Raw genomic sequence first — 24,261 nt, 5'->3', positions numbered from 1 at the left:
GGAGGTGGCGACGCTGTCCCCCAGGGACGAGGGAGAGCGGCGCCCGCAGCCGGTCTGGCAGGTCTAGCCGCCAAAGATGGCCTTGAGGATATAGAAGAAGATGGCCGCCAAGGCCGCGCCCACCGGCAGGGTGATGAACCAGGACACCACGATGTTACCCAACACCCGCAGATCCAGGGCGCCGATGCCCCGCGCCAGGCCCACGCCCATGACCGCGCCCACGGCGATATGGGTGGTGGAGACGGGCATGCCGAGACCGGAGGCCACGATAACGGTAGCCGAGGACGCCAGGGTAGCGCAGTAACCGCGGCTGGGGGTCAGCTCGGTGATCTTGGAGCCGATGGTCTCCATGACCTTGTACCCATAGGTCGCCAGGCCCACGACGATGGCGATGCCACCCACGAGGAGCACCCACCAGGGCACCGGCGCCTTGGAGGCCAGGGTACCCGTATCGACCAGGCTGAGGACGGCGGCGATGGGCCCAATGCCGTTGGCCACGTCATTGGAGCCATGGGCGAAGGACATGGCGGCGGCGGTGAAGACCATCATGGGGGTAAAGACCTTCTCGACGCTGGCGTAGTGGAAGCTCTTGTCAGCCTTGTTATCGACCTTGACCTTGTTGACCAGGAAAGCGCCGAGGATGGCGCAGACAATGCCCGCGGCGATGGAGCCGATCTGTTCCTCCATGGTGCTGAAGTGGAGGTTGAAGTTCTTGAGGCCCTTGGAGATGGTCACCAGGGCGACGATGTAGCCCACCAGGAAGACATAGAAGGGGGCCCACTTCTTGGCATTACCAAAGGGGTCATCGGTCTCGAACACCAGCTTGCGCACGCTAAGCATGAGTACCAGGGCGATAACGCCGCCGGTGACGGGGGAGATGAACCAGCTCGCCACGATCTCGCCCAGGCCGCCCCACTTGACGGCGTGCATGCCAATGCCCGCGACCCCGAAGCCCACCAGGGCACCGACGATGGTGTGGGTGGTGGAGACGGGCCAACCGCGGCCGGAGGCCACCATGAGCCAGATGCCCGAGGCCAGCAGGGAGGCTAACATACCGTAGATCAGGAGGTGAGGCGTGCTTGCCAGCACCGCCGGATCGATGATACCGGACTTGATGGTGCCCGCCACGGTACCGCCCGCCAGGAAGGCGCCGGCAAACTCGAAGATACCCGCGATGATCACGGCCTGCTTGACGGTGATGGCGCCCGAGCCCACGGAGGTACCCATGGCGTTACCGACATCGTTGGCGCCGATGCCCCAGGTCATGTAGAGGCCGAAGACGAAGGCCAAGGCGAGAAACCAAGTGCCGTATTCGGCAATGATTTGAGATTCCATAAATCCCCCAAAAAAAATTCAGGTCAAAGGAGTCGGTCACCCCATGAGGGCACCCCAGCGCGGAATAGCCGGGAGCGGTTCATGGATCTTACCGGTCGGGAGCCGCGCTCAGCGGGCGATGAGCAGGCGCAGGCGATCGCCGACCTTCTCGGCGTAATCGGCCAGGTCGCCGATCCACTGGATCAGCTCGTACCAGAAGATGACCGAAACCGGCTTGAGGCTGTCTTCCTGGGCGAACAGGGACTGGGTCAAGGCCATGCCAAGCTTGTCGGTATCGTCCTCGATGAGGTTGAGCTTCTCGATCATGCCCGTGACCGTCTCGGCCTCGCGGCCGCCAAAGCCGGTCTCCACCAGTTCGTCCAGCTCGGAGATCAGGAGACCGGCCTGGTTGACGGCATCGACGCAGCGCGCCACCAACTGGCGTAGATCGGCGGCCATGCCCGGAGGCACCTGCATGTCGCGCTCCACCAGGAGCCCGGCGATATCCTGGGCGGTGTCGGCGATGGAATCCTGCATGCCCAGGAGATCGAGCAGGTCGCGTCGGTCCACGGGCATGAAGAGGCTCTTGGGCAACTGGGCGCGCAGCCCGTTCTTGATGGCGTCCGCCTCGTGCTCCTTGGCGAAGATGATGTCCTTGGCCTTGATAATGCCTGCCTTGTCGTTGGCGATCAGGGCCTCGAACAGGCCCGGAACCTCGGCGACGCATTCGCTAACCGCAACCATGTGCTTCTGCACTGGTTTGAAGGGGGAATGCCCGAACAGCGAGGCGATAGGATTGGTACCTTTCAAGAGATGACTCCTCAAAATGGGTGGAAGAGTGTTTGTTGGCCGCTCTAGTGGGGTCAGGGATCGGGCCCATGCCATCCCTGTCCACCAGGACCCAGCCGAGTCCAGGTTTCTTGACCTACTTTAGCGCGTCACTATTCTGTCAGGGAATTGTTGCAAAACGGCAAACCTTTTGTCATCTTTGCTTGATCGAAGTCATCCTTTTTCACGTCCTGAAACCCTTATGATTCAGGCTCGTTTTTGCGCGAGTCTGACGCCGCCGCCCGCCGCAGGGGAAGGCGTGGCCAGCCGCCGCCAAGGCGCCGTTAGGCCCCAGTCCGCGAGTCCCTTCCGAGGGGCGAACGCCCTCTCACCGCCGGATTCCCGGTACACAAGCAGGTAATAACACGATGCCTATGGAAACGGGTGACCTCGAACTCATCATTCGCATCCTCCTTCAGATCGTCCTCCTCTCGGGGTCGGCCATCTTTTCCGGTTCCGAGACCGCCCTCTTCTCCCTGAGCCGGATTCACCTGCAAAAGCTGCGCAACACCCGGGACCCGGCCTCGGAGGGTATCCACGCCCTCCTCGACGAACCCCGGCGGCTCATCATCTCCATCCTCTGCGGCAATGAGTTGGTCAACATCGCCTCCTCGGCCAACATGGCGGCCATCCTCTTGACGATCTTCGGGGCCGAGGATGTGGGGTGGATCAACATCCTGGTCATGGTACCCATGCTCCTGCTGGTGGGCGAGATAACGCCCAAGACCATCGCCGTCACCTTCCCCGTCGGCTTCGCCAAGAACGTCAGCGCCAAGGTCCTGCCGCGCTGGATCTGGCTCATCACCCCCCTGCGGGAGGCCGTGCGCCTGGTGGCGGACCGGGTCACCACCTGGGTCGTCGGCGACTCCGTGGCCCGTGAGAATCTTCTCCAGCCGGACGAACTCAAGACCCTTCTGGAGGAGGGCGAGGAGACGGGCGTCATCGACGCCACCGAGCGGGTGCTGATCGACAATCTACTGGAGGCCTCGAATACCGAAATCGCCCACATCATGACGCCAGGGCCGCGCATCCGCTTCCTCGACGCCGATCTGCCCCTGCCGGAACTCATCGAAGAGTTCCGCCGCCATCGCCACCCCCGCATCCCGGTCTATTCGGGGCACTGGGACAACGTCATCGGCTTTCTCTATTCCGAGGACGTGCTGCGGCTCATTCGCGGCGGGGCGGACCTGGAGCGGGTCCAGATCCAGGAAATGCTGAGGCCCATCCACTTCGTCCCCCCCACCATCAAGGTGGACGAGATGTTCAATTTCTTCCAGACCCACAACACCCGTTCCACCATCGTCCTGGGCGAGTTTGGCGAGGTGCTGGGCATCGTCACCATCAAGGACGTACTCAAGTTCATCTTTGGGGAGATCACCAGCCCCATGCGCGGTATCGAGGATCACGAGCGCGACGAGGGGGGCTACATAGTCCCCGGCGACATGCGGCTGCTGGACTTCTACAACCTCACGAATATCGATATCACGGACCCAGTGATGACTACGGTGGGCGGCGTCGTCTTCCGCCTCTTCGGCCGGCTGCCGAAGGTAGGGGAAAGCGTCATCCACGATGCCTACAGTTACACCGTGCTCCAGGTCGAACGGCTGCGCATCGCCCGCCTGCGGGTGGCCCCGGTGGAGGAAGGGGCCCTGGAGGAGGAGGAGCTGGCGGAATTGATCGAGACCCAGGAGGCCTTGCAGGACCAGGAACCTCCCGCCCTGGAGGCGGTTCTCGAAGCCGCACGGGAACCCAACCCCTCATCAACCCCCGACGCCCGCTAGGAGTACCGCGATGGACCTGCTCATCCCCTTCTTGATCATGATCTTCTTCCTGTGCCTGAAAGCCTTTTTTTCGGGGTCGGAGATCGCCATCGTCAATTCCGACAAGTTCAAGATGCGTCACCTGGCCAAAACCGGGGACCGCAAGGCGGCGCTCCTGCTCAAGATGTTCCGCACCCCGGACGTCATCCTGGGCACCACCCTGGTCGGTACCAATGTCGCCACGGTCACCATCTCGACCCTGGGCGCCATCATCGCCATCGAGGCCTTTGGCGAGATCGGCGACATCATCTCGGTGCTCATCATGACGCCCTTCCTGCTCATCTTCGGCGAAATCGTGCCCAAGAGCATCTTCCAGCAGAAGGCGGACACGGTGGCGCGGACCATCATCCCCTTCCTGCGTTTCTTCTCCCTGGCCTTCTATCCAGTCATCTTCGTCTTCAGCCGTATCGCCCGCTTCGCCACCCGCCTGGTGGGGGGCGCCACCACTGGCCACACCCTCTTCATCACCCGCGAGGAATTGAGCGTCCTGCTCGATATCAACGATACCGGCAGCGGTGTTGGCTCCGGCAAGGTCGATCGGCGCAGCATCCGTCGGGTCATCCGCTTTGCCGACACCACCGTGGGCCAGGCCATGATCCCCCTGGCGGACGTCATCGGCTTCAACGAGATGCGCAGTACCGCGGACGCCGTTCAGACGGTCATCAGGCACGGCTACAACCGCCTGCCGGTCTATCGGGGCAATATTACCAACGTCAAGGGCGTGCTCACCCTGACCACCTGGGACATGCTGGACCCGACGACCGAGGAACGGCGCTGCACCGACTTTATTCGCCCGCCCCTCTATCTCTCGGCCCAGCAGACCATCGACCAGACCCTGCGCCTGCTCCAGGCGCGCGAGGATCACATGGGTATCGTGGTGGACGAATTTGGCTCCGCCATCGGCATCATCACCATGGAGGACATCTTCGAGGAGGTGGTGGGTGATATCGAGGTGGGCTACGACTTCGATGAGTATCAGTCCAAGCGCCAGTACAGCATCGAGGAGGAGAGCGAAAACAGCTATGTCATGAGCGGCCGCTCACCCCTCTCGGAGGTCAACGACAAGCTGCATATCAAGCTGCCGGTTTACGTGGCCCATACCATCGGCGGCTATGTGATCACCCGGCTGCGGCGCATCCCCCAGGAAGGCGATTCCATCCTGGACGATGGCTTCCGCTTTACCGTCCTGGAGGCCGATCCGCGCACCGTGCTCAAGGTGCGGGTGGAGCGCGTCTGACCGGGGCGACCGGTAAGCCCCGCTCAAACCTTGTCACCCCATCCACCAGGCATCAGCCAAAGCGCCCTTCGATGTAGTCCGCCGTCTCCTGGCGCTGGGGCGTAACAAACATCTGCTCGGTCAGGGTGTGCTCCACCACCTTGCCCATGAGCATGAAGATGCACTCTTCACTGGCGCGGCGGGCCTGAGCCATGTTGTGGGTGACAATGAGGATGGTGTACTGGCCCCTGAGCTCCCAGATCAGTTCCTCCACCGCCTCGGTACCCTTGGGGTCCAAGGCCGAGCAGGGCTCATCCATCAGCAGGATGGCGGGCTTGACGGGCAACAGCCGGGCGATGCAGAGCTTCTGTTGCTCCTCCAGGGACAGCTCCGTGGCCTTGCGTTTGAGCTTGTCCTTGACCTTGTCCCACAACAGCACCTGGCGCAGGGATTCCTCGACGATCTCGTCCGGTTTGCCCTGGCTGACGTTGCCCCCGCCCTTGGCATGGAGGCGGTGGCTGAAGAGGATATTGTCGCGAATCGAGATGGGCAGCGGGTTGGGGCGCTGGAACACCATGCCCACCTGCTTGCGCACCTGGATCAATTCCACTTCCGGGTCATAGATGTTCTGGCCCAGGACCTCGATGGACCCCTGAATGCGCACATAGCCCAACCGCTCGTTGATGCGGTTGACGCTGCGCAGCAGGGTTGACTTGCCGCAACCCGAGGGACCGATGAGGGAGGTAATCATGCCCTCCCGGATGTTGAGGTCAACCTTGTAAAGGGCCTGGAAGATGCCATACCAGAGGTCGAGCTGGCGGGTGCGCATGGCGTATTCGCATCCAGTCACCCCGGCCGAGGCGTGTTGATCTTGGGCGTTCATAGGCGTTAGCGAAAATTCAGGTGGACCAGAAAGAAGGTTTGACAACCGGCGCGGATCGGCATCAACCGAACCGGCCATCCACATAGTCACGGGTGCGCTGGTCCATCACCTCCCCGGTGAAGAGGTCCTCCGTAATGCCGATCTCCACGCACTCCCCCCCCAAAAAGAAGGCCGTACGGTCCGCCAGGCGCCGGGCCTGCTGCACCAGGTTGGTGACCAGGATGATGGTCAACTCCTGGCGCAATTCCTTGAGCACATCCTCGATACGCATGGTGGTGACCGGATCGACCGCGATGGAGAATTCATCCAGCATCAGGAGCTCCGGGTCCTGGGAGAGGGCGCGGGCGATGGTGAGGCGTTGCTGCTGGCCACCGGAGAGGAGACTGCCGAGGGCATCGAGGCGATCCTTAACCTCATCCCAAAGGGCCGCCCGCATCAGGCAACGCTCGACGATCACATCCAGATCGGCCTTCCCCTTGATGCCCCGCAGTCGCGGTGACAGGGCCACATTGTCGTAAACCGTCATCGGCAAGCCCACGGGTAGGGGGAACACGACGCCGATGCGGCTGCGCAGGGCGTAAATGTTGTGCAAATGGCGGATGTCGTGGCCGCTGAAGCTGATGTCCCCCTCGACCCGCATCGCCGGGGTAAAAATATCCATGCGGTTGACGGCCTTGAGGAATGAGGTCTTACCGGCGTTGGCGGGTCCGATGATGCCGAAGATTTCATGCTCGTGAATATCCAGATTAACGCCATGCAGAGCCTGGGTATCACCGTAGCTGATCGCCAGGTCCCGGACCCGCAGCTTGACCCTCGCGGCATCGGGTTCCAGCCGGGACTCCGCGGAGGCCGTGTCCGGGCGCGGAGCAGATTGGCTTACCATTTCTTCTTACCCCGCAGATACATACGGAAGGCGATCGAGGTGCTGTTCATGACCAGGACCAGGCCGATGAGGACCAGGGCGACGGCGTAGGGGATGTTCTCGTTGATCCCTGGCACCTGGGTGGAGACCACGAAGAGGTGTAGGGACAGGGCCATGGTCTGGTCGAACACGCTCTCGGGCAGGAAGGGGGTGAAGAAGACGGCGCCGGTAAACATGATGGGCGCCGTCTCCCCGGCGGTGCGGGAAACTTCGAGGATGACGCCCGTGAGGATGCCGGTGACGGCGTTGGGGAGCACCAGGCGGCGAATGGTCTGCCAACGGGTGGCCCCCATGTTCCAGCAGGCCTCGCGAAAGGCCCGGGGGACCGCTTGTAGGGACTCGCGGGTCGCCACGATGACGACCGGCATGGTCATGATCGCCAACGTCAGGCTCGCGGCGAGAATGCTGGTGCCAAAGCCAAAGAAAATGACGAAGGCGCCGAGCCCGAACAGGGCGTGGACAATGGAAGGGACGCCCGCCAGGTTGATGATGGCGAGGTTGATGATGCGGGTAAACCAGTTGTCTCCCGCATACTCGCTGAGATAGATGGCGGCGAAGATGCCGATCGGCACCGACAGCAGGAGCGCGACCGTTACCAGCCAAATGGTTCCCAGCAGGGCTGGCAGGATGCCACCCGCGCGCATGCCATCGGTGGGATAGGTGAAGAGGAACTCGAAGGAGATGAGGCTCCCGCCCTTGTACAGCAGGGTCGCCAGCACGATCATGACCGGCGTGATAAGCAGCAGGGTCATGAGCCCGAACAGGATGCGATAGAGTCCCTGAATCCGGGCGTTGCGCCGGTTCAGGTCGGTGGCTTGAAACATAGCGTTAGCACTGGTCATCTCGTTACCCCTTGCGGATGCCGCGCACGATGAGATCGGCGGTCAGGTTGATGATGAAGGTGATGAGGAACAGGAAGATGCCGATGGTAAACAGCACCTGATAGTGTTCCTCCCCCACCGCCGCCTCCCCCAACTCCGCCGCGATGGTGGCCGTCAGGGCGCGTACCGAATCGAAGACACTCCCGGGGATGTTGACCGCATGACCGGTGGACATCAGCACCGCCATGGTCTCGCCAAAGCCCCGGCCGACGCCCAGCAGCACGCCACCCAGCAGCCCGGTCTTGGCTGCCGGCAGGACCACCTTGAAAATCACCTGCCAGCGGGTGGCCCCCATGGCCTCCGCCGCCTCGCGGTAACGATCGGGCACGGCCTTGAGGGCATCCTCCGCGATGGAGGTCATGATGGGCGCCGCCATCAAGCCGAGGATGATGCCGGCGTTGAGAACATTGAGCCCGACGGGGACGTTGAATACCGAGATAATCAAGGGGTTCATGATGACCAGGCCAATGAAGCCCCACACCACGGAGGGGATGGCGGCCAGCAGTTCGACCAGCACCTTCAACGCCTCGCGGGTTTTTCCGGTCGCGAATTCCGCGATATAGATGGCGGCCCCCAGCGAAAAGGGGATGGCCACCAGCATCGCCAGACCCGTGACGCTGGCGGTACCGGCAATCAGGGCCAGGATGCCGTATTCGGGCGCGTCGGGGTCGCTGGGGAACCAGTAGGGCGTGAGAAAGAACTCCCGGAAATCCAGTCGCTCGAAAATGAAGCCGATCCCTTCCTTGGTTACAAACAGAAAAATCCCCAGCACAAAGATAATCGCCGAGATTCCGCAGACAAAGACCAGGCCCCCCACGGCCTTGTCGATGTACCAGTCAAGATCCCGGCGGTCGAAATCGCCCACCCTGGCGGTGGGCATGCCAAGGGCACCCCTAGTGTCGGCCATATCAGGATGCCTCCTCGCCGCCGAGGATGGCCATCAGGTTGCTTACCTGGACGGCGATCTCCCGGTAACAGGTCTCGTAATAGGGGCGAAGCTGGTCCGACGGCAGATCCCTGGGCCCCTGCCCGAGATCCCAATCCAGTACCGCGGTGTGGAAGGGGATGCTTTCCAGGTAGGACTTAGCGGGCCCCTGCAGGCTGACAATCACATGGAAGTCCGCGAGTTCCTGGTGGGTCAGGTCCAGCACCCGGGGCTGATGGTTGCTGAGGTCAATGCCCCGCTCCCGCAGGAAATCGACCAGGGAGGGGGCCAGGTTGGCGGCGTGACGGCCAGCACTCTGGTAGTCGCCCGCGCCCGGGAAGTTCTTGCGGGCAATGGCGACCGCCAGGGGGCCCAGCAGGCTGTTGTCCTCATCCAGGAAGAGGATGCGGAAGACCTTGGCCGGCTTACCCTCCCCCGTCGCGGCGAAAACGGCCTCCTCGCACAGGTTCTTCGCCTGGTCCGAGACCCGCTCCAGCATGTTGAAAATCACCAGATAGGCGAACAGGTCCTTGACGCCCAGCCGATCGCCTTCGCCCACCAGGTCGGCGAACACCGTATCGAAGGTCCTGGCCACCTGATCGGCCATGGCCATGGTGGCCTTGGCCTGTTCGGCGTTACCGGCGATGAAGGCGGCAACGGACTGCTTGAGCATCTGCCGTGACTCGCCCGCCATCAGTTCCAGCTCCCGGGCGACCGTGCCCTGGGGACGGACCGCGAGCTGCACGGATTCCCGGCAGATGGTCACGGCATAGTCGCCGATCCGCTCCAGCCCCAGGTTGGCGCGAATGATGGCGGACATGAGGCGCAGGTGGCCGGCACTCGGCAGATGCAGGGCGATAAAGCCGTGGCACATCCGATCCAGGGCGCGACTGGCGCGATTAATGGACTGATCCCCCAAGGCGGTCAGGTGGGCGATCTTGTCGTTGCCGCTCAGCAGGGCGTGCAGCGCGTCACCAATAGCGTCTTCAACGCGCTGGGCCAGGATAGCCAGATGCTGTTTGATGCGGGACAGGTCTCTATCGAGACGCTCTTCGTAATGTGACATGAGTGCGGCTCCGCCAGGCGAGATCGGATAACAAAGGGTCCCAGGGGGCAGAGGCACCCACCGGGCACCCGCCGCCAACGAGCGTCAAGGGGTTATTTGCAGGCGATCTTGCGGACCGGCGCATACCCTTCCTTGGCCACCAGGCATTGGCCCGTGTCGCTCATGATCCAATCCATGTACTTCTTGATTTCCCCCTGGGGCTCGCCGTTGGTGTACATAAAGAGGGGGCGGGCGATGGGGTAGGTCCCGTCCAGGGCGGCGTCTTCCGAAGGCATGACGCAGGGCTTGCCGGCTTCCGGGGCGATGCAGACGGTTTTCACATGGTCCGTGGCATAGGCCAGACCGCTATAGCCGATGGCGCAGGGGGTCTTCTCCACCAGGTCCACCACGTCCTTGGAACCGTGCATGTCCAGGGTGCCCAGGCGGAACTTGCCCTTTTCGCCCAACACGTGCTCCTGGAAATAGGCGTAGGTGCCGGAGTTGTTCTGGCGGCTGACGACCACGATCTCACCCGAGTCGCAGCCCGGTATCTGGATGCCGAGATCCTTCCATTTAGTGGCGCCACCGTCGCGCCCGTAGATCTTGGCCAGATCCGCGATGGCCATGGAATTGGCGGGATTGTTCTTGTTGACGTAGATGGCCAGGGCGTCATAACCCACGATATGTTCGATCGGGTTATGCCCCCGCTCCTGGGCCTGCTTGATCTCCTTGTCCTTCATCTTGCGGCTGGAGTTGGCGATATCGACGGTGCCGTTGATCATGGCGGCGATACCGGTGCCGGAGCCGCCACCGGACACCGCGATGGCCACCTCCGGGTTGACCTTGGCGTACTCCTCGGCGAAGGTCTGGGCCACGTTGACCAGGGTATCCGAGCCCTTGTTCTGGATTTCGGTGCGCGCCTGCGCGTTGCCAGCCGCCAGGGCGATGGCGGTAGCAGTGGCAACGGCCAAATAGTTATTCATCTTCAACATGTTATTTCCTCTATCGTTTTCGCAATGGAATGTTCGGTGGTAAGCGGGGAATCTCTGCCTAGCAGCTTGACGAACGCCCATTACGGCAACTTTACCTCTTGATGAATATTTCTTGACCTGATCCCCGGCCCCGGCGGCAGTCGCGGGAAGGAGCCCCTCGGCTAGCCCGGCGGCCGGGAAGCCAGTCTTAACCTAATGTTCATTTAGCTGTACTAGAGTGTATTCAGTATCCAAACCACTGAAGAATCCCAGGGGGCTCCCATGAACAGGATCGTCGGCCAGTTGCGCATCGGCGAGAAGATCGGACTCGGCTTTGCCTTGGTGGGCATCCTCTACCTAGCGGCCATCTGGCAGTACCATCAGGGCCAGAACGCCCTGATCCGGGACTATGGCCAGCTTCACTCCAGCTTCGTGACACGGGTCAACCAGGCCTTTGCCATACAGACCCATTTCCACCAGGCGCGCCTGGCGGAGGGCGACTTCCTGCTCCACCGCCGGGAGGCGGATATCAACCGGGTGGAGGAGCAGGCCCGGCTCTTGCTGGAGGAAACCCGGCGACTCGCCGCCGCCCCCGATACAGCCGTGCCTGGCAAGGCCATGGGCCAACTGGCCGCGACCTACCAGCAGGGCTTTCTGGATATCACCGAGGCTTGGATCATCAAGGGGCTGGACGAAGATAGCGGGCTCCAGGGGGCCTTCCGCCGCTCGGTCCACGAGTTGCAGCAGAGATCGCGCAACTTCAACGCCGGCGAGCTCTATGTCACCCTCCTGCAGATGCGTCGCGGCGAGAAGGACCTGCTGCTACGCGGAGAGGAAGAGTACGTCACGCGCGTCCAGACCCTCATCGAGCAATTCCGGCACCTGGTCCAGGAGGCCGACTTCTATCCCGAGGTGCGCCAGGCCCTGCTGGATGAACTGGCTGTCTATGCCACGACCTTCCAGGACTATGCCCGGGGCGTCCTGGCGGGAGAGGAGATAGCGGGGGGCAAGGGGCCCTTCCGCGATTCCGGCCATCGCCTGGAGGCCATCCTCTCCGCCCATTACGTGCCGGGCCTGGAGACCGCTATCCTGGAGATGCGGCGCCGGGAAAAGGACTATCTGCTGCGGGGTGACCACGCTTACATTCGGCAGGTCCAGGATATCGCCGCCCTGATCCGTGGCCAGATCGGCACCGCCGCCATCGCGGCGGAGGATCAAGCCCAACTCGGCGCCCTCCTGGCCAACTACGAACGGGACTTCCTGGCCCTGGTTGCCCAGAATGATCTCATCGCCGGACTCACCCTCGGCATGGATAAGGCCGCGCGAGACATGGAACCCCTGGCGCGCCAAAACCTGGCGCAGGCGGACCAGGCCATGGTCGAGGAATCCGCGCGCCTGGTGGTGGCGACCCAGCGACAGGGGCGGCTCAACCTGCTGGTGGTATTGGGGGCCGTGGTCTTGGGTATCCTCTTTGCCTTCTTCCTCACCCGGCGGATCGTCCGACCGGTACAGGAGATGGCCGGTTTGCTCAACCGCCTGACCCACGAGAGCCCCAGCGAACGCATCGCCACCCTGCCCGGCTCCCGCGACGAAATCAATGCCATGGCCCAGTCCCTCAACACCCTGGCGGACCACCGCACCCGCTTCGTGCAATGGTGGAAGGCCGCCATGAGGGAGGCCACCGCCCTCCGCAAGCTCCATCAGGCCGCCGGCGAGGACAGCCGCGATCAGGCCTTGGAGGACCTTCGGCAGGCCGCCCTGGCGCAGGTCCAGCAACTCAATGGGATGCGCGGCCAGTTGCTCAAGCAGGCGGACCAGATCGACCAGGGCTGCCAGCGCCTGCGCCGGGCCCGTCCAGGGACCCCGGCCCCCGAGGTCGGACAACTGGAGGAGAGCGCCAAGACCATCCGTACCCTGTTAGAGGTCACGGCCTAGGCCGGGTATGGCACCAGGACGTCGGAGGTCTCGGCCCCGGCGCCCGAATCGTCACCAAACCGTCAATCCCTTGTCATGTTTTTTCATCTCCGCCACCCTTTTTGGTCCCTCACCCTCTATCATTAGCCGGTGATTTTCGGGTCCCACCGAGCGCCAAGCCCTTCTCCCCAACCAGCGCTGATCGTCTTGGTGCGGACCAGCCCCAATAACCGTCTCCCAGGTCCGCCAGGAAGACGAATATCCTGGGCGTTGACCTTGTCTGCACGATCCAAACCCCTCGGAGTTTGGTTACAGCCCCGTCACCTGCCCCTATCTCGCGCCCTTGATTCCGGCCAGGCATTGGCCAGGGGACCACCCACCATGATGATTGATACCCACACCCATGTAGCCGTCGCCGATTCCGGTGGAAAATTGCTCAAGCTCAGGGATGCCATCGAGCGTCTGTTGCGCCGAGACGCCAAGAAACCCTTGGAGAAGATCCTCTCCAAGATCCATCCGGCGGACCTGGGACAGGTGCTGGAAGGGATCCCGGAGGAGTATGTCACGGTCCTGTTCCTGAGCATCCCAAACCCGAGCGTAGCCGCCGAGGTCATGGCGACCCTATCAACGCGGATGCTTTCGGATGTCGTGCGCGAGGCGGACCTGGCTCGGCTGGCCCCGATTCTGGATCACCTGGCGCCGGATGATCTGGTCGATTTCATCGGCAAACTGGACGAGGAACTGGGTGCCAAGGTGACCTCGGCCCTGACCAAGGATAGTCAGGACGAGCTGGAGGACTTGCTCCAGTACGACCCGAACACGGCCGGTGGCATCATGACCACCGAGTTTTTCTCCATGACCGATGATTCGCGCGTGGAGCAGGCGGTCGAGGCCATCCGGGGCCGCGTGGACATGGAAGACGTGGAGATGGTTTATTACCTCTATGTCACCAACAGCCATGGCCGCCTGATGGGTGTCGTTTCCCTGCGCCAACTGCTCCTGGCGCATCCCTCCAAGCTGCTGCGGGATGTCATGAACTCCCGTATCGTGAGCACCCATACCAGCGACAGCCAGGAAACCGTGGCCAAGTTGGTGGATAAGTACCGACTGCTGGCCATCCCCGTGGTGGATGAGGAGGGCGTCCTGGTGGGCATGGTGACGGTGGACGACGTCATCGATGTCATCGAGAACGAGACCACCCGCGAGATGTTGGCCATGGCGGGTACCAGCAGCTCCGAGCTGTTGACCCAGTCGCCCCTGAACATCTTCAAGCTGCGCGCGCCCTGGCTGATGGCCGCCTTTCTGGGTGGTGTCGGCGCGGCCTTCGTGCTTGACCAGTACGAGGCCACCATGGCCCAGATCATTCAACTGAGCGCCTTCCTGCCGATTGTCATGGGCATGGCCGGCAACGTCGGCACCCAGGCCGCCACCGTCGCCGTGCGCGGTCTGGCCACGGGCTCCCTCAAGCTATCCCACTTCAAATCCCTGCTGATCAAGGAGTTGTCCGTTGGCCTGATGCTGGGCTCCTTCTACGGCCTCATGCTATCCCTCGTCTCCTACCTGATGTTCCACAATTTCGAAAGTGTACCCAACCTCATGCTCACCGTCGGCGTGGCCATGTTGATGAACATCTGCCTGGCGGCCATCATCGCCTCCTCGCTGCCCATGCTCTTTCAGCGACTAGGAACAGACCCCGCCCTAGCCTCGGGACCCTTCGTGCTGACCTCCATCGACGTGCTCGGCGTCATCAATTACCTGATCGTCGCCTCCATCATTTTCGATATCTAGGGCTGCCTTCTTAGGCCGCTGCGCCGCGCCAGGACAGGGTTCCGGGTCGCGGTGTCCGGGAGGCTGGCCCGCCGCTTTCCAAAATCCTGGGTGATCACGGATGCCGCCTTCCCAGTGGAGGCGGATGCCGTCGTCCCAGTGGAGGCGGATGCCGTCGTCCGCGGTGGGCGGGGTGCATCGCCAGAGATCCCCCACCGCCACCAGATGGGCGCCGTCAAAGAGGCAGGGTACGTAGGGCCTGAGCCAGGAGGGGATGGCGGCCTCCTGGAACAGGTGCTTGAGCCGCCGCTGGTGGGGCTGATCCGCGAGGCGGCACCTCAAACCCCGAGCGCCGAAGCGGACCTCCAGACCAGAGGGCCAGCAGCAGGCAACCGGGTCCTGCCTGGCCCCCACCCGATCCAGGAGGCGGAGGCAGCCCAGCCCCGCCGGCAGGGGTAGTTCCCCTTCCCGCCACTCCAGCACCGCGGCCCCCGGAACCGGGGGGAGCGGCGTCATGGCATAGAGGTCATCGCGGTAGCGGCGCGTCTCGCAGCCAGGCCAGGCCACCAAGGGGATACGATCCGGACGGGCCCGCATGAGCTCCGCGCGGATGCGCCCCAGATGGCGGCTGTCCGGGGTTGGCAGGCCAAGATCGGAGAGCCAGTGTCGCAGCACGGCGGCCTGGAGGGCGGGCGCGCGGACCGCTAAGGCCGCCAGGGAGAGGGTTCCGGGCCGACTGCCCCCTATCCGGCTGATTTCCCGCGCCGCAAGCACCGCGATCAAGTCCTGGGCCTCGGCGCAATGAGCGGCCGAGCGGGACAGACTGGCCGCGCAGGCGGGCCAACGCTCCGCCAATAACGGCAGGATGCGGGACCGCAGGTAGTTGCGATCGAAGTCGAGGTCGCCGTTGGAAGGGTCTTCGATCCAGGTTAGGCCCTGGGCGCGGGCATAGGCGAGGAGTTCGGCCCGCCGATAACCCAGCAAGGGCCGCAACAGCCAGGCCCCGCCCAGTCGCGCCAGCCTGGGCATGGCCGCCAGACCCTTGACGCCGCTGCCGCGCAGCAGGGCCAGCAGCAGAGTTTCGGCCTGATCGTCCTGGTGCTGGGCGGTCAACACCAGGTCACCGGGACCGGCTACCGCACTCAAGGCGGCATAGCGACCCGCCCGGGCCAGGGCCTCCAGACTCTCGCCGCCCTGGCGCTGGAGTGCCAGGTGGCGCAGGGTCAGGGGCACGGCCAGGTGCTTGCACAGGCGGCGGCAGTGGTCGGCCCAGTCGCCGGCGGCGGGGCTCAGACCGTGATCGACATGGATGGCGGCCAGGTCCAGGGGTCTCAGTTCCCGCGCGGCGGCCAGGACATGAAGAAGGACGGTGGAATCCAGGCCACCGCTCAAGGCGACCCAGAGGCGCCGGGTGTCGGGACAGAGATCAAGCGCCTGGAGCAGGCGCTCGGGGGTCGGAACGGCCATGGGAACGGCCTGGGCCGCCGGCTACTCCTTGAAGCGGGCGAAGCCCATGAGGCGCTTGTAGCGGCGGGCCAGGAGATCGTCCAGGTCCTGATCGGCGAGCTTGGCGAGGTGGCGGCTCAGGGCCTCCTTGAGGTTCGCGGCCATCTGGGCCGGATGGCGGTGGGCGCCGCCCAGGGGCTCGGGGATGATCTCGTCCACCAGGGCGTTCTCCTTGAGCTTGTCGGAGGTGATGGCCATGGCCTCCGCCGCCAGTTCCGCCTTGTCCGCGCTCTTCCAGAGGATGGAGGCGCAACCCTCGGGGGAAATGACGGAGTAGGTGCTGTATTGGAGCATCAGTAGCCGGTCGCCGACGCCGATGGCCAGGGCCCCGCCGGAGCCGCCCTCCCCGACCACGGTGCAGATGATGGGGGTGCGCAGATGGGCCATCACCAGCAGATTATGGGCGATGGCCTCGCTCTGGCCGCGCTCCTCGGCGCCGACGCCGGGATAGGCCCCCGGGGTGTCGATGAAGGTCAGGATCGGCATGCGAAAGCGCTCCGCCATCTCCATCAGCCGCAGGGCCTTGCGGTAGCCCTCCGGGCGCGGCATGCCGAAGTTGCGATAGATCTTTTCCTTGGTGTCCCGCCCCTTCTGGTGGCCAATGACCATGACCGGAAAACCGTCCAGCCTGGCCAGGCCCCCGACGATGGCCGGATCGTCGGCATAGGCCCGATCGCCGTGCAGCTCCTGAAAGCCCTCGAAGATGCGCGGCACATAGTCCAGGGTGTAGGGCCGCTGGGGATGGCGGGCGAGCTGGGAGATCTGCCAGGGGGTGAGGGCGGCGAAGGTGCTCTCGGTGAGCGCCCGGCACTTGGTTTGCAGCCGCTCGATTTCCTCGCCGATGTTGATGGCGCTGTCATTCCCAACCAGCCGCAATTCCTCGATCTTGGCCTCGAGTTCGGCGATGGGCTGTTCAAATTCAAGAAAGTTTAGATCCATGATGGCAACATCTTAATCAAAATTGGTCCTTGGCGACAGCGGCAAGGGGCCATGCGAGAATCGCGGGATTCGCAATTGTCATTTCGGGATTCCTTTCCCTGGAGGGGACCATGCGGCCGGTGCTGTTTGTCCTCCTGTTCTGCCTCCTGCCGCCAGCCCTGGGCCAGGCCGACGAGCCCTGGGTCACGACCGGACCCGATGGCCAACCCGGGGTCCACCTCTATTTCTACTGGGCCCTGACCTGCCCCCATTGCATCGAGGCCCACCCCGCGATTGAGGCCATTCCCCAGGCCCGGCCCTGGGTGAAGCTGCATGCGCGGGAACTCACCCACCAGCCGGAAAACGCCCGTCTTTACGAGGCCATGGCGGCGGACTTGGGCGAACAGGCGGCCTCGGTGCCCGCTCTGCTCTTTTGTGGCGAGATGCAGGTAGGCTGGGATAGCGATGACACCACGGGTGACATGATTCGTCAGCGTCTGGATGCCTGCCGGGCCAGAGCCGCCACGGCCGGGCCCAACCGGGTGGCCGGGGCCCAAGCCGCCGCGCCCCCGATCGGACTGCCGCTCATCGGCGCCATCGACCCTACCCACCTGTCCCTGCCGATGCTCACGCTGGTGCTGGCCGGGCTGGACGCCTTCAACCCCTGCGCCTTCTTCGTCCTACTGTTTCTGTTATCCCTCATGGTTCATCAAGGGAACCGCACCCGCATGCTGGCCATCGGCGGCATCTTCGTGACCGTTTCGGGGCTGATGTATTTCGCCTTCATGGCGGCCTGGCTCAGCCTCTTCCAGTTGCTCGGCCACCTTGATGGGGTGACCCTGGCCGCGGGGGCCCTCGCCGTGCTGGTGGGCCTCCTCAACGTCAAGGACTTCTTTCTGTTCCACCAAGGGCCATCCCTGTCCATCCCCGAGTCAAAAAAGTCGGACATCTTTCGGCGCGCCCGCACCATCCTGAGCGCCGATAGCCTGCCAGCCATGTTGGCCGCGACGGTCCTGCTGGCGGTGGCCGCGAATTTCTACGAATTGCTGTGTACGGCGGGCTTCCCCCTGGTCTATACCCGCTTGCTCACCCTGGCCGACTTGACGCCAGCGGGCCGCCTCGCCTATCTCGCCGCCTACAACCTCATCTATGTCATGCCCCTGGGACTGATTGTCATCCTCTTTGCCCGCAAGCTGGGGGCCCGCAGGCTCGGCGAGCGCGAGGGACGCCTGCTCAAGCTATTGTCTGGCATCATGATGCTGGGCCTGGGCGCCCTCCTCCTGCTGGCCCCCGCACTCATCAGCCAGGTGGGCAGTGCCTTCCTGCTGATGGCCCTGGCCCTGGGCATCACCTGGCTTGCCGCCAGGCTGACCCGCGGGAGCTGACGCCTTCCGACCCCGCCTGGCCCTTGGCACCGCTGGGCACGAGCCTGGCCCGCCGCCACCCTTATCACCCGGAGAACCCAGCCCGTGAGCAGTCCCAACGAACCCGCCACCTGGAGCCCCAGCCCAGCCAGATCCGACGGCCTGCGCGTCAATCACCAGATCCTGATCCCCGCGACGGACCTGGAGGAGCGCTTCATCCGCTCGCCCGGACCGGGGGGGCAGAACGTCAACAAGCTGGCCACGGCGGTGCAATTGCGTTTCGACGCCGCCCGCTGCCTGGCCCTGCCCGAGCCGATGCGGGAACGCCTGGCCCGCCTGGCGGGCCGGCGCCTGGGGAGCGACGGCTTCATCACCATCGAAGCCCACCGCTATCGCACCCGCGAGCGCAACCGAGACGATGCCCGCCAACGCCTGGCTCAACTGCTGATCCAGGCCACCGAGGAGCCCAAGCCGCGCCGCCCCACGCGTCCCAGCCGCGGGGCCCGGGAAAGGCGGATGGAGGCCAAGCATCAGCGGGCCCAAACCAAGCAACGACGCTCTGGCCCTCTGGGCGAGGGATGAGGGATGCCTGGCCCGGCGTCCTAACCCTGGCGGCCCGGGCATAAGGCCGCCAGGCAACAAACCCCGCACCGGGGCCGGGTACGGCAGACCTCCTTGCCGTGGCGGACGATGAGGGCGTGGTATTCGTTGAAGAGGGCGACGTCCGGTCCCAATGCGGTCTCCATGCCCTGGCGGATGGTCTCGTAGCCCTCGTTGCCATCGAGTTCGCCCAGGCGCGAGAGGAGACGCCGGCTGTAGGCATCGACGACAAAGACGGGCCGGTCGAAGGCGTAGAGGAGGATGTCGTCGGCGGTCTCGGGGCCGACGCCCTTGATGGCCAGCAGCCGCTGCCGTAGCTCGGCCGTGGCGAGCCGGGACAGCCCTGCCAGTCCCCCGTGGGCGAGATAGGCGGCGCAGAAGGCTCGCAAGCGCCGGGCCTTGACGTTGAAATAGCCTACGGGCCGCAGGCGGGCGGCCAGTTCCGGTTCGGGCAGGGCGAGGATGGCGGGGGCCGTCAAGGCCCCCAGGGCGGCGAGATTGTTCAGGCCGCGCTCGACGTTTGTCCAAGAGGTGTTCTGGGTGAGGACGGCCCCCACCATGACCTCGAAGGGCGTCTCCGCCGGCCACCAGTCCTGGGGGCCATGGGCGGCGAGCATGGCCTCGAAGACCGCGAGCAGGCGGTCTCCGTCCAGGTTCGACGCCATCCCCCTCAGAATTTGTAGCCCTTGGGGATAACCACCAGACCGCCTGCGGAGATATGAAAACGCGCCCTATCCGCCGCGGGATTGATGCCGATAGCGGTATCCGGCGGCACCTCCACCTCCTTATCGATGATGCAGCGGCGCAGGTGCGCGCGCTCCCCGACCGTGACGCAATTGAAGAGGATGGCGTCCTCGACGATGGCCCCATCCATCACCCGCACCCCCGGAAAGAGGATGGAGTGATTGACACCCCCGCCACTGATCACGGTACCAGCCGCCAGCATGGAGTTGACGAAGATCCCCTCGGTGCCGGACAGGCCGGGTATGGTGCGCGCCGGGGGATTCTGACCCTGAGCGGTGAAGATCTTCCAATCGCTTTGGTAGAGATTGAGGGGGGGATCGTGCTCCAGCAGGGCCATATTGGCCAGGTAGTAATCGTCGATGTTGCTCAGGTTATTCCAGTAGCGATCAGGGGAGACCCGGCCGCGTTCGCCGCCAAAGCGATAAACACAGACCTCGGTGTCCCCCGCCAGCTTAGCGACGGCCTCGGCCACGGAGACCCGGTCGGCGGCGACAACGGCCTCCACCGAATCCAGCAATTCGAGCAGGAAATCCTTGTTGAAGAGATAGACCCCCATGGGGGCACAACTGGTGCCCGGGACGGGGGCCTCCGCCGTCAAGAGACCGCACACCCGGTCCTCGCCGGCCAGATCAAAGGCCAGGGCGGGTTTGGGCCCACTGTCCGCGCCGCGGCAGGCGGCGGTGATGACCGCGCCGCGCTCCCGGTGGTGGCGGATCAACTCGGCGTAGTCCATGCGATAGACCAGATCGCCGTCCAGGGCAAGCACGAAGCGTTCCGCGTTACGTTCGATCAGATAGCGATTTTGGCGCATGGCGCTGAAGAGGCCACCGTACCAATCGGAGCCCTCGCGCATCTGGGGGGGGATGGGGGTGATGTACTCCCCGAGTTCCGGGTGAAAGATCGACCAGCCGTCGCGCAGGTGCTTCTGGAGGGAATGGGACTTCCATTGCGTCAGCACCAGGATCTGGCGCAGCCCGGAGTGCAGGCAATTGGCGAGGGTAAAATCGATGATGCGAAATTTGCCGCCGAAGGGGACGGCGGCCTTGGCTCGATGCAGGGTAAGAGGCGCCAGGCATTCGTCCTGGCCAGTCGCCTTCACGATCGTCAATGTCTGGGCGGGCATGGCTCTCCTTTGAGTGGGCTAGACAGGGGAACTGGGACCGATGTGGACGGCGCGCAGTCTAACCTATCCCGCGGCCAGGGGCGCGGAAATCGCCGCGCCCCCCGACCGCGCCAGCCCCGGGACGCTTAGCCCGTATTCCGCACCCCGGCGGCGATGGCATTGATGGACCTCAGCAGGGGCCCCAGCCACTGCTCGCGCTCCTCGGGCGTGGGGCCCCGCCGGTAACGTTCCAGAAGGACCACCTGGATATGATTCAGCGGGTCCAGGTAGATGTTGCGGCGCGCGAGGGAGAGCTGGAGTTCCGGGGTCTCCTCCATCAATTGGTGTTGTCCGGAGATATTGAGGATCTGGAAGACGGTGCGGTTGTATTCCTCGCGGATACGGCGGTAGATCAACTCGGCCTGGGGGCGGTCCTGGGCCAGCCGCAGGTATTGCTCGGCGATGTGCGGCTCGGCCTTGAAGAGGGCCATCTGGGTATTGCTCAAGAGGGCCCGGAAGAAGGGCCAGTCCTGGTACATCTTCTGGAGCTTGGCCAGGCGCTCCAGCCCATCGCCGCGCCAGCGCTCCAGGGCGGTGCCCAGGCTATACCAGGCCGGCAGGGTGTGGCGCGACTGGGCCCAGCCGAAGACCCAGGGTATGGCGCGAATGGAGGTCAGGGAGCGGTCGGCCTGCTTGCGGTGCGAGGGACGGGAGCCAATGTTGAGCAAGGCGATGGCGTCCATGGGCGTGACTTCATAAAAGTAGTCCAGGGTGCCCGGGGACTTGATCAGATCGCGATAGGCCTCCTCGCCCAACCGGGCCAGCTCGTCCAGGATGCCGATATAGTCGTTGCGATCCGGTTTCGGCTCCTCGATCAGGCAGCGGCTGGAAAGGATGAGGCCGCTGATGCCCATGGTCAGCTCGTAGCGGGCCGTCTCCGGGTTGGCATAGCGGTAGGACAGGACCTCACCCTGCTCGGTGAACTTGATCTGACCGTGGACCGTGTCCGGCGGCTGGGCGAGGATGGCCTCGTAGGTGGGGCCGCCACCGCGCCCGACGGTGCCGCCGCGACCATGAAAAAGACGGCAGGCGACGCCACGATCCTTGGCCAGGGCGATGAGCTTGCGCTGGGCCTCGTAAAGATGCCAGGTGGAGGCCAGGATGCCGCCATCCTTGCAGGAATCGGAATAGCCCAGCATGACATCCTGCTGGTTGCCGGAGGCCTGGAGCAGAGCGGCGTAGGTCGGATCATCGAAGAGGGTGGTCATGACCTGGTCGATGTGACCCAGATCCTCGATGGTCTCGAAGAGGGGGCTGACGCGAATGTCACGAAACCAGCCGCGATTGTCCCGCCCCGCCAGGCCCGCCAGGCGGGCCAACAGCATGACCTCCAGCACATGGCTGGCGCTGTGGGTCATGGAGATGACGTACTCGCCGAAGGCCTCGGGGCTGATCTCCGCCCGCAGCCGCGCCATGACCTCGAAGACCTCCAGGGTCTCCCGGGTCTCGGCGGTGAGGGTGGGCTTGTCAATGTGGAAGGGGTGTGGATGGGCGATGGCCTCCGCCAGGGCCACCCGCCGCTGATCCTCGGTCAAGGCCTGGTAATAGGGGGCGCCGGGCTGGCGGGCGAAGAGTTCCGCGACCGCCGCCGTGTGGCGCAAGGATTCCTGGCGGAGGTCGAGGTGCATCAAATGGAAGCCGAAGCTTTCGGCGAGGCGAATCAGGTCCTGTAAAGGCCCGGCCGCGGCGCTGGCATCGCCATGGCTGATGAGGGAGTCGCGGATCAGGTAGAGGTCCTGGCGGAAATCCGCTGCATCGGCATATCCCAGGGGCAAGTCCTCGGGCGCGGCGGCGATGCGGGCCCGCACCCGCGCCAGATTCGTCAGCAGGCGATGGCGGATGATGGCTAGCTTGCGTCGATAGGGCTCGTGGATGAAGCGGCGCAGATTCTCGCCCATGGTCTCGACCCAGTAGCCCTCGTCGGCGTCCAGGCCAGCGAGAAAGGCGGGCGATGGCTGACAGAGGGTGTCGCAGTGACTGAGCATGCGCCCCAGGTCGCGCACCCGTTCGCTATATTCCTGGAGCACCAACTCATGGTGCATCCGCACGGTCAGGGCGGTGGTCTCGGGCTTGACGAAGGGATTGCCGTCGCGATCGCCGCCAATCCAGGAACCGAAGCGGATGAAGCTGGGCACCTGGATGCCGGCCTCGGCGCCATAAATCCGCCGTATCACCCGCTCCAGGTTGGCATAGACCCGGGGCACGGCCTGAAAGAGGGATTCGCGGAAAAAGTAGAGCCCCTGGCGCACCTCGTCCGTCACCTGGGGCTTATGCTCCCGCACCTCGTCGGTCTTCCAGAGGATCTGGATCTGGGCGAGGATGGCGCCGAGCTTTTCCTCCGCCTCGTCCTCGTTGAGGCGGCGGGTGCGCAAATCCTGGGCCAGCAGGAAGATGCGGCGAAAGGTCTCCAGGATGGTGCGGCGCTTGGCCTCGGTGGGATGGGCCGTGAAGACCGGCAGATAGACCAGTTGGGCGAGGAGGCTCTGAAAACGCTCGGGGCTGACCCCCGCGGCCTTGAACTCGCGCACCGTATGATCGAAGGAGCCCAGCCAGAGGGGGCCGCCCTCGCTAACCTGGTCCATGCGGTGCCGGTAGCCATGCACCTCCTCGGCGGTACTGACCAGACCGAAGTAGATGGTGAAGGAGCGGATGATCTCGGCCAGGGTTTGGGGGTCCAGGCCTTCGATCTTGCGCATGAGTTCGTCGAGCCGCGCCGGATCGGGGCGTTCACGCAGCCGGGCGAAGCCCTCCCGCAGGCGCTCCACCATTACTAATACCCGCTTGGGGCTGTGCTCGCGGAGGACCTCGCCCAGGAGGGCGGTAAACAAATCAATATCGCGCCGCAGCTCGTCGTCGGAGGCTTGGTGATCCATGCTGGGATTCCGGACCGCCGGGACCGGCGGGGAGAGATAGAGGGTAAGGATATGTTATACCCAAAACACCCGCGTTTTCGGTATCCCGGGTCAGGGTCGGGTGGTGTCTGGCGGGGGACGCCGTGAATACGTCTCTGTAGGCTTGGCGACAGCATCCCTGCTGTCGACACCCCCGCCAGCCCCCACCCGACCCTCTCCGCGCCTGGCTAAGCGTGGCTGACGGGGGACGCACCCCGCGCCTGAGCGGCGCGGGGCTTCTTCAAAGGCTAGTTGGCGGCCTTGGCGGCCGGAGCGGCGGGGGGAACGGCTCCCCAGCCGGGATAGCCGTAGCCAGGATAGCCCCAGCCACCGCCATAGGGATTGCCCCAGCCGCCATAGTAGGGGTTGCCCCAACCACCGTAATAGGGATTATTCCAGCCACCATAATAGGGATAACCGCCATAGGGATAACCACCCCCATACCAGGGCTCGTCCCAGCCCCAAGGCCCACCGCCACCCCAGTTACGCATGGAGTTAAAGGGACCGAAGAAGGCATTGGCGGAGAAGGAAGCCACGACCGAGGATCCGGCGATGGCGGCGGCAAGCAGCAAACGTCTGTTGATCAACAT

At 64.2% G+C, this 24,261-nt stretch carries 20 protein-coding genes; 6 read left to right on the top strand and 14 right to left on the bottom strand.

All coding sequences use genetic code 11. From position 1 onward, the window contains the following. Positions 1-63: 63 nt before the first annotated feature. Entirely contained in the window at positions 64-1,335 is a 1,272-nt protein-coding gene (locus IPN92_05690) for an inorganic phosphate transporter (GenBank protein ID MBK8637790.1), read from the bottom strand. 108 nt (positions 1,336-1,443) lie between these two features. Further along, on the bottom strand, positions 1,444-2,124 hold the full coding sequence (locus IPN92_05685; GenBank protein ID MBK8637789.1) for a TIGR00153 family protein: 681 nt from the start codon (positions 2,122-2,124) through the stop codon (positions 1,444-1,446). A 386-nt stretch (positions 2,125-2,510) separates the two neighbouring features. Between IPN92_05685 and IPN92_05680 the strand changes: the two genes are divergently transcribed. Together IPN92_05680 and IPN92_05675 are read left to right on the top strand one after the other, a co-directional pair. Next, complete coding sequence (locus tag IPN92_05680; protein MBK8637788.1) at positions 2,511-3,923, top strand: HlyC/CorC family transporter; 1,413 nt, start codon at positions 2,511-2,513, stop codon at positions 3,921-3,923. Positions 3,924-3,933: 10 nt separating this feature from the next. Further along, positions 3,934-5,199 carry an HlyC/CorC family transporter gene (locus IPN92_05675; GenBank protein ID MBK8637787.1) on the top strand — a complete coding sequence of 422 codons (1,266 nt, stop codon included), beginning with the start codon at positions 3,934-3,936 and terminating at the stop codon, positions 5,197-5,199. A 52-nt stretch (positions 5,200-5,251) separates the two neighbouring features. Here the strand turns inward: IPN92_05675 and IPN92_05670 are convergent, their stop codons facing one another. From IPN92_05670 to IPN92_05645, 6 genes are all read right to left on the bottom strand, one after another. After that, positions 5,252-6,007, bottom strand: coding sequence for a phosphate ABC transporter ATP-binding protein (locus IPN92_05670; GenBank protein MBK8637786.1), 756 nt, complete (start codon positions 6,005-6,007; stop codon positions 5,252-5,254). Positions 6,008-6,122: 115 nt separating this feature from the next. Then, positions 6,123-6,944 (bottom strand): phosphate ABC transporter ATP-binding protein, encoded by an 822-nt coding sequence (locus IPN92_05665; GenBank protein MBK8637785.1) that lies wholly within the window; start codon positions 6,942-6,944, stop codon positions 6,123-6,125. Continuing rightward, entirely contained in the window at positions 6,938-7,825 is an 888-nt protein-coding gene (gene pstA, locus IPN92_05660; GenBank protein MBK8637784.1) for a phosphate ABC transporter permease PstA, read from the bottom strand. Before pstA ends, IPN92_05665 begins: the two co-directional genes overlap by 7 nt. 4 nt (positions 7,826-7,829) lie before the next feature. Further along, positions 7,830-8,771 (bottom strand): phosphate ABC transporter permease subunit PstC, encoded by a 942-nt coding sequence (gene pstC, locus IPN92_05655; GenBank protein MBK8637783.1) that lies wholly within the window; start codon positions 8,769-8,771, stop codon positions 7,830-7,832. A 1-nt stretch (position 8,772) separates the two neighbouring features. Then, positions 8,773-9,855 carry a hypothetical protein gene (locus IPN92_05650; GenBank protein MBK8637782.1) on the bottom strand — a complete coding sequence of 361 codons (1,083 nt, stop codon included), beginning with the start codon at positions 9,853-9,855 and terminating at the stop codon, positions 8,773-8,775. Positions 9,856-9,947: 92 nt separating this feature from the next. Continuing rightward, a complete protein-coding gene (locus tag IPN92_05645) occupies positions 9,948-10,826 on the bottom strand; it encodes a phosphate ABC transporter substrate-binding protein (protein MBK8637781.1) in 879 nt (292 codons plus the stop codon). A gap of 261 nt (positions 10,827-11,087) precedes the next feature. On the opposite strand from IPN92_05645, the gene IPN92_05640 reads away from it, so the two are divergent. Both IPN92_05640 and mgtE read left to right on the top strand, forming a co-directional pair. Further along, positions 11,088-12,740: a HAMP domain-containing protein gene (locus IPN92_05640; GenBank protein MBK8637780.1), complete on the top strand. Its 1,653-nt coding sequence runs from the start codon at positions 11,088-11,090 to the stop codon at positions 12,738-12,740. A 360-nt stretch (positions 12,741-13,100) separates the two neighbouring features. Beyond that, positions 13,101-14,507 carry a magnesium transporter gene (gene mgtE, locus IPN92_05635; protein ID MBK8637779.1) on the top strand — a complete coding sequence of 469 codons (1,407 nt, stop codon included), beginning with the start codon at positions 13,101-13,103 and terminating at the stop codon, positions 14,505-14,507. Here the strand turns inward: mgtE and tilS are convergent. Together tilS and accA are read right to left on the bottom strand one after the other, a co-directional pair. After that, on the bottom strand, positions 14,418-15,953 hold the full coding sequence (tilS, locus tag IPN92_05630; protein ID MBK8637778.1) for a tRNA lysidine(34) synthetase TilS: 1,536 nt from the start codon (positions 15,951-15,953) through the stop codon (positions 14,418-14,420). The two genes, mgtE and tilS, sit on opposite strands and share 90 nt — an antisense overlap. A gap of 21 nt (positions 15,954-15,974) precedes the next feature. Then, the gene (gene accA / locus IPN92_05625) at positions 15,975-16,931 is read right to left on the bottom strand and encodes an acetyl-CoA carboxylase carboxyl transferase subunit alpha (GenBank protein ID MBK8637777.1); all 957 of its coding nucleotides are present in this window, start codon (positions 16,929-16,931) and stop codon (positions 15,975-15,977) included. A gap of 110 nt (positions 16,932-17,041) precedes the next feature. On the opposite strand from accA, the gene IPN92_05620 reads away from it, so the two are divergent. Together IPN92_05620 and arfB are read left to right on the top strand one after the other, a co-directional pair. Then, positions 17,042-18,295, top strand: coding sequence for a hypothetical protein (locus IPN92_05620; GenBank protein ID MBK8637776.1), 1,254 nt, complete (start codon positions 17,042-17,044; stop codon positions 18,293-18,295). Between the two features lie 141 nt (positions 18,296-18,436). Continuing rightward, positions 18,437-18,856: an aminoacyl-tRNA hydrolase gene (gene arfB, locus IPN92_05615; protein ID MBK8637775.1), complete on the top strand. Its 420-nt coding sequence runs from the start codon at positions 18,437-18,439 to the stop codon at positions 18,854-18,856. A 20-nt stretch (positions 18,857-18,876) separates the two neighbouring features. Here the strand turns inward: arfB and IPN92_05610 are convergent, their stop codons facing one another. The 4 genes from IPN92_05610 to IPN92_05595 all read right to left on the bottom strand — a co-directional run bounded on the left by IPN92_05610 (position 18,877) and on the right by IPN92_05595 (position 24,261). Continuing rightward, positions 18,877-19,539 (bottom strand): endonuclease, encoded by a 663-nt coding sequence (locus tag IPN92_05610; protein ID MBK8637774.1) that lies wholly within the window; start codon positions 19,537-19,539, stop codon positions 18,877-18,879. Positions 19,540-19,544: 5 nt separating this feature from the next. Then, the gene (glgC, locus tag IPN92_05605; protein ID MBK8637773.1) at positions 19,545-20,741 is read right to left on the bottom strand and encodes a glucose-1-phosphate adenylyltransferase; all 1,197 of its coding nucleotides are present in this window, start codon (positions 20,739-20,741) and stop codon (positions 19,545-19,547) included. Positions 20,742-20,866: 125 nt separating this feature from the next. Beyond that, positions 20,867-23,653, bottom strand: a complete 2,787-nt coding sequence (gene ppc / locus IPN92_05600) for a phosphoenolpyruvate carboxylase (protein ID MBK8637772.1) — start codon at positions 23,651-23,653, stop codon at positions 20,867-20,869. Between the two features lie 266 nt (positions 23,654-23,919). Then, the gene (locus IPN92_05595; protein MBK8637771.1) at positions 23,920-24,261 is read right to left on the bottom strand and encodes a sulfur globule protein CV3; all 342 of its coding nucleotides are present in this window, start codon (positions 24,259-24,261) and stop codon (positions 23,920-23,922) included.

Source organism: Chromatiaceae bacterium, from assembly GCA_016714645.1.
Taxonomy (GTDB): Bacteria; Pseudomonadota; Gammaproteobacteria; order Chromatiales; family Chromatiaceae; genus M0108.
Note: the sequence above shows the minus strand (reverse complement) of the source record. Positions and strands in the feature narration are given on the sequence as shown.

What these genes read in the sequence shown, in the direction of transcription:
- accA (MBK8637777.1), bottom strand. Translation starts at nt 16,931, where the DNA reads ATGGATCTAAACTTTCTTGAATTTGAACAGCCCATCGCCGAACTCGAG.
- IPN92_05675 (MBK8637787.1), top strand. Translation starts at nt 3,934, where the DNA reads ATGGACCTGCTCATCCCCTTCTTGATCATGATCTTCTTCCTGTGCCTG.
- IPN92_05645 (MBK8637781.1), bottom strand. Translation starts at nt 10,826, where the DNA reads ATGTTGAAGATGAATAACTATTTGGCCGTTGCCACTGCTACCGCCATC.
- IPN92_05610 (MBK8637774.1), bottom strand. Translation starts at nt 19,539, where the DNA reads ATGGCGTCGAACCTGGACGGAGACCGCCTGCTCGCGGTCTTCGAGGCC.
- IPN92_05665 (MBK8637785.1), bottom strand. Translation starts at nt 6,944, where the DNA reads ATGGTAAGCCAATCTGCTCCGCGCCCGGACACGGCCTCCGCGGAGTCC.
- IPN92_05640 (MBK8637780.1), top strand. Translation starts at nt 11,088, where the DNA reads ATGAACAGGATCGTCGGCCAGTTGCGCATCGGCGAGAAGATCGGACTC.
- IPN92_05650 (MBK8637782.1), bottom strand. Translation starts at nt 9,855, where the DNA reads ATGTCACATTACGAAGAGCGTCTCGATAGAGACCTGTCCCGCATCAAA.
- pstA (MBK8637784.1), bottom strand. Translation starts at nt 7,825, where the DNA reads ATGACCAGTGCTAACGCTATGTTTCAAGCCACCGACCTGAACCGGCGC.
- IPN92_05620 (MBK8637776.1), top strand. Translation starts at nt 17,042, where the DNA reads ATGCGGCCGGTGCTGTTTGTCCTCCTGTTCTGCCTCCTGCCGCCAGCC.
- IPN92_05670 (MBK8637786.1), bottom strand. Translation starts at nt 6,007, where the DNA reads ATGCGCACCCGCCAGCTCGACCTCTGGTATGGCATCTTCCAGGCCCTT.
- mgtE (MBK8637779.1), top strand. Translation starts at nt 13,101, where the DNA reads ATGATGATTGATACCCACACCCATGTAGCCGTCGCCGATTCCGGTGGA.
- pstC (MBK8637783.1), bottom strand. Translation starts at nt 8,771, where the DNA reads ATGGCCGACACTAGGGGTGCCCTTGGCATGCCCACCGCCAGGGTGGGC.
- IPN92_05680 (MBK8637788.1), top strand. Translation starts at nt 2,511, where the DNA reads ATGCCTATGGAAACGGGTGACCTCGAACTCATCATTCGCATCCTCCTT.
- ppc (MBK8637772.1), bottom strand. Translation starts at nt 23,653, where the DNA reads ATGGATCACCAAGCCTCCGACGACGAGCTGCGGCGCGATATTGATTTG.
- tilS (MBK8637778.1), bottom strand. Translation starts at nt 15,953, where the DNA reads ATGGCCGTTCCGACCCCCGAGCGCCTGCTCCAGGCGCTTGATCTCTGT.
- glgC (MBK8637773.1), bottom strand. Translation starts at nt 20,741, where the DNA reads ATGCCCGCCCAGACATTGACGATCGTGAAGGCGACTGGCCAGGACGAA.
- IPN92_05595 (MBK8637771.1), bottom strand. Translation starts at nt 24,261, where the DNA reads ATGTTGATCAACAGACGTTTGCTGCTTGCCGCCGCCATCGCCGGATCC.
- IPN92_05690 (MBK8637790.1), bottom strand. Translation starts at nt 1,335, where the DNA reads ATGGAATCTCAAATCATTGCCGAATACGGCACTTGGTTTCTCGCCTTG.